This is a genomic window from Rhizobium sp. SEMIA 4085 (assembly GCF_013004495.1).
Classification (GTDB): Bacteria; Pseudomonadota; Alphaproteobacteria; order Rhizobiales; family Rhizobiaceae; genus Rhizobium; species Rhizobium gallicum.
In genome coordinates, this window is sequence record NZ_JABEPH010000427.1 from 1 (window position 1) to 4,493 (window position 4,493).

The 4,493-nt window shown below is 61.4% G+C and carries 5 protein-coding genes; 4 read left to right on the forward strand and 1 reads right to left on the reverse strand.

From position 1 onward, the window contains the following. From C9413_RS28240 to C9413_RS28250, 3 genes are all read left to right on the forward strand, one after another. A partial coding sequence (locus C9413_RS28240; RefSeq protein WP_281408687.1) for a penicillin-binding transpeptidase domain-containing protein occupies positions 1–705 on the forward strand: 705 nt, incomplete at its 5' end. Positions 706–804: 99 nt separating this feature from the next. Next, a protein-coding gene (gene prfB, locus C9413_RS28245) for a peptide chain release factor 2 (protein ID WP_133940266.1) occupies positions 805–1,936 on the forward strand; the annotation gives its coding sequence in 2 pieces (ribosomal slippage) (positions 805–873 and positions 875–1,936; 1,131 coding nt in all). A 141-nt stretch (positions 1,937–2,077) separates the two neighbouring features. Then, positions 2,078–2,860: an APH(3') family aminoglycoside O-phosphotransferase gene (locus tag C9413_RS28250; protein WP_170251222.1), complete on the forward strand. Its 783-nt coding sequence runs from the start codon at positions 2,078–2,080 to the stop codon at positions 2,858–2,860. On the opposite strand, the gene C9413_RS33890 is transcribed toward C9413_RS28250, so the two are convergent. Next, on the reverse strand, positions 2,811–3,116 hold the full coding sequence (locus C9413_RS33890; protein WP_267285093.1) for a hypothetical protein: 306 nt from the start codon (positions 3,114–3,116) through the stop codon (positions 2,811–2,813). The genes C9413_RS28250 and C9413_RS33890 overlap by 50 nt on opposite strands. 391 nt (positions 3,117–3,507) lie before the next feature. Here C9413_RS33890 and C9413_RS28260 point away from each other — a divergent pair. Next, positions 3,508–4,493: ABC transporter ATP-binding protein (locus C9413_RS28260; protein WP_170251223.1), on the forward strand; the 986-nt coding region annotated here is incomplete at its 3' end.

The following is a 4,493-nucleotide window of genomic DNA, read 5'->3' on the forward strand; positions in this document are numbered from 1 at the left end:
GTTTCGGCCTATTCGGTGATCGCCAACGGCGGCAAGCAGATCAAGCCGACGCTGATCGACCGCATCCAGGACCGCTACGGCAAGACGATCTTCAGACATGAGGAACGCCTCTGCGACAGCTGCAATGCCGGCGACTGGCAGAACCAGGAAGAGCCGAACATCGTCGACAACCGCGAGCAGGTTCTCGACCCGATGACGGCCTATCAGATCACCTCGATGATGCAGGGCGTCATCACCCGCGGCACTGCGGCCGGCAAGATCGACCTCGGCGAGCGCGACGTGGCCGGCAAGACCGGCCCCACCAACGACGAGAAGGATGCCTGGTTCGTCGGCTTCACGCCCGCCCTCGTTGCCGGCCTCTACATGGGCTTCGACAAGCCGGCGCCGCTTGGCCGCGGCGGCACGGGCGGCGGCCTCTCTGCCCCGATCTTCAACGAATTCATGCAGGCAGCCGTCAAGGACATGCCGGAATCGAAGTTCGTCATCCCGCAGGGCATGAACCTGATCCCGATCGACCGCAAGACCGGCATGGCGGCGATGGAGGGCGATCCGAACACCATCATCGAGGCCTTCAAGCCCGGCACCGGCCCGGCCGACAGCTTGTCCGTCATCGGCATGGACAGCACCATGGCGCCGGAGGAAATCCTGAAGACCTCGCCGCAGGCGAACCAGGCCGTGCAGTCTGGCGCAGGCGGCCTCTACTGATCAATCCCCGTATGGATGCGGCGGCCGCGGCTCTTTACATCCGCGGCCGCCGCAACTATTTGACGGACCAACTCAAGACCAACGCAAAGAAGCAGGAAAATGCGAGCGGAAATCGAAAACGTAGTCGATGAAACCAAGCAGGCTATCACCCTGCTGAGGAGGCATCTTTGACTGGGACCAGGCGATACGACGGCTGGACTGGTTAAACAACAAGGCAGAGGACCCGAATCTCTGGAACGATGCTGCCGAAGCTCAGAAGCTGATGCGCGAGCGCCAGCAGCTCGATGACGGAATCAACGGCGTGAAGCAGCTCGAACAGCAGCTGAACGACCATGTCGAACTCATCGCGATGGGCGAGGAAGAGGGCGATGAAAGCATCGTCAAGGAGGCCGAGGACGCGCTGAAGAGCCTGAAGGCCGAGGCCGCGCGCCGCCAGGTGGAAGCCATGCTATCCGGCGAAGCCGATGCCAACGATACCTATCTCGAAGTGCATTCGGGCGCCGGCGGCACTGAAAGCCAGGACTGGGCAAACATGCTGCTTCGCATGTACACCCGCTGGGCCGAACGCCAGCGCTTCAAGGTCGAGCTTCTCGAAGTCCATGACGGCGAAGAGGCGGGCATCAAGTCCGCGACCCTGCTCGTCAAGGGACACAACGCCTATGGCTGGCTGAAGACGGAATCGGGCGTGCACCGGCTCGTGCGCATCTCGCCCTACGACAGCAATGCGCGCCGCCATACGTCCTTCTCGTCGATCTGGGTTTATCCGGTGGTCGATGATTCTATCAACATAGAGATCAACGAAAGCGACTGCCGCATCGACACCTACCGCTCGTCGGGCGCGGGCGGCCAGCACGTCAACACGACCGACTCGGCAGTGCGCATCACCCACATCCCGACCGGCATCGTCGTCGCCTGCCAGCAGGAGCGCTCGCAGCACAAGAACCGCGCCAAGGCCTGGGACATGCTGCGCGCCCGCATGTATGAAGCGGAACTGAAGAAGCGCGAAGAGGCAGCAAGCGCCGAAGCGGCCTCCAAGACCGAGATCGGCTGGGGCCACCAGATCCGCTCCTACGTGCTGCAGCCCTATCAGCTGGTCAAGGACCTGCGCACCGGCGTTTCGAGCACGGCACCGGGCGACGTGCTCGACGGCGACCTCAACGAGTTCATGGAAGCAGCGCTTGCGCACCGCATCAGCGGCAAGCCGGACGCTGTTCTCGAGGACGTTGATTGAGATTGGAGGGAGAACCGCAGAGGCGGTGAGCCTGACTTAAAGGTGTGAAACCCGGCTTAGCGGCTAAATCCGCTTGCAGCAGGTGGTTGCAAGCGGCTTGGCGTGGGCACCAAGCCTATGGCAAACGATCATGATGTGCCGATGGAAAACACTGCCTTACCTCCTAATCTAAGGGTGCTGCTATCTCAACACGAGTGGAAGCGGGACGATCTGGGATGTTCGTCTGCAGACGTGTTCAGGCTCGCAGAAGCTGGCCGGGCGCGGTATTTCCTGAAAGGCGAAATTGCTGGTCCTTTTGCGGAATTGCCGTTGGAGGCGGAGCGTCTGCTGTGGCTTGCCGAGCAAGGACTGCAGTGCCCCAGCGTCGTCGCCCTGGAAAGCCATGAGGGCAGAAACTGGCTGCGGCTGAGCGCGCTTTCGGGAAGCGACCTGGCTTCGTCCAAATTGACCACAGATAGGCAGCGCATCGAGATCCTGGCGGCCGCTTTGCGTCGATTGCACGAACTTGATCCGGAAACCTGCCCTTTCGACCACAGGCTGACAGCTCGTTTGAGGCTTGCCAAGGCGCGGATGGAAGCGGGAGCCGTAGACGAGGGTGATTTTGATGAAGAGCGGCAAAACGCAACCGCTGCGAGCCTATTTGCATACCTGGAAGCCCACCAGCCTGACGTCATAGATCCCGTCGTTGCCCACGGCGACGCCTGTTTGCCGAACTTCCTCACGCATGAAGGGCAATTCGGTGGATATGTCGATTGCGGCCGTCTGGGCGTTGCGGATCGCTACCAGGATATTGCCCTGGCACTGCGAAGCATCCGATACAATGTCGGGGAAGAGTGGGTTCGGCATTTCCTCGATTGTTATGGGCTTTCCGGCATCAATGACGCGAAAGTCGCCTACTATATGGTGCTTGACGAGTTCTTTTAGTTCGCGCCAATCCTGCCTTACGGGCCAAACCGGCCGAGCGCCGGAGCCTTTCATGAGCTGGAAGGCCTTCGTCAGCCCGGTTTGCTCCAACCAGAACGACGGATTGGGGATCTTGGTCGGATGCTCTGCCATGACGGACCGGGATTTCAGGCAGATCGGAGGCAGTTCCGTTCAGTTCGATCAGATCGGAAGGTGCAGCGAGAGCCTTTTTCTCGAGCAATTCCAGCATTTCGGCCTCTACTGGCAGTGCTTCCACGTCGTTGCTCGATGCAACCCGGAAACTCGCCTCCTCATGCCAGGCGGTGCGGACAATGATCGACAGCGCATTATAATCTCTGCAAGCTCGACTTCGAAAAACATGCGTACGGATATTGTCCAGTTGCTGCGAACGGAAATCTCATCGTTCGTCGCCTTCTCAGGTCTCGACGGAAATCCATGCTGCAGAAAGCCACACGCTGATCGGCAGCGGCCACCACGGGCTGTTGCATGGTGACAACACTGGCCGATCTCTTTCCGCTGACGGGTTGAATCGGTGGCGGTTGTCCGCGATGCTTAGGCTCTCATTGGTCCGATCCCCGGGGAGACTGACATGAAAACGAACCTGTCCAACCAGAAAGGAAACATCGCCCACAAGGACATTCCGCTTCATGCACACTCTGTTCCCCCGCGCGAGGAAAAGCCCGCCGCGCCATAACCGGTTCCTGAAATTCTTCCGCGACTATCCGCACAACGCCGAGCGCGACCGGCGTCGCTTGCGCATGCGCAAGTTCCTCTCCTACTATCGCCCACACCTGCCTTTGCTGCTGGCGGATCTGCTCTGCGCAATCCTCGTCGCCGGTACGGCGGTGGCGCTGCCGCTCTGTGCCAACTTCGTCACCAGCCGCCTTCTGGCCCTGCCCAACATGCCGGAGGCCTACGAGCAGATCCTTGCCGTCGGCGCCTTCATGCTTGCCATCCTGGCGATCCAAACCGTTGCCATCTTCTTCGTCGACTATCAGGGGCACGTGATGGGCGCCCGGATCGAGGCCGCCGTCCGGCAGGAGCTCTTCGAACACTGCCAGAAGCTCTCGTTCAGCTTCTACGACCGTCAACGCACCGGGCAGTTGATGAGCCGCATCACGAACGATTCCCTGTGGCTGGGCGAGCTCTTCCACCACGGCCCGGAGGACCTCTCCATTGCCGTACTCAAGTATGGCGGCGCCATGCTGGTGCTGTTCTTCATCGATCCACCTTTGGCCAGCCTCATCCTGCTGCTCACGCCGGTGGCGGCGGCTTATGCGCTGCATTTCAACCGGCGCATGAACCGCGCGCTCGAAGCGAGCAAGCGGCAGATCGCCGCCGTCAACGAACGCGTGGAGGACGCACTGGCGGGCATTCGCGTCGTCCAGTCCTTCGCCAACGAGGCGCTGGAGCAGGAGCGTTTTGCCACGCTGAACCGGCGGTTCCTGCAGGGCCGCGCCGACGGCTACCGCAGCGAGGCCTGGTTTTCGGTGGGCACCGAAACTTTCGCACAGCTCATCACCATACTTGTCATCGCGATCCGGGGGGTGCGCATCCCCACGGCCGAGCGGTCCGTGGGCGGCCATCCCACCCTTCTTCCCCTCCGGGGCGGGGCGAGGGCGCCGGCGGGCCG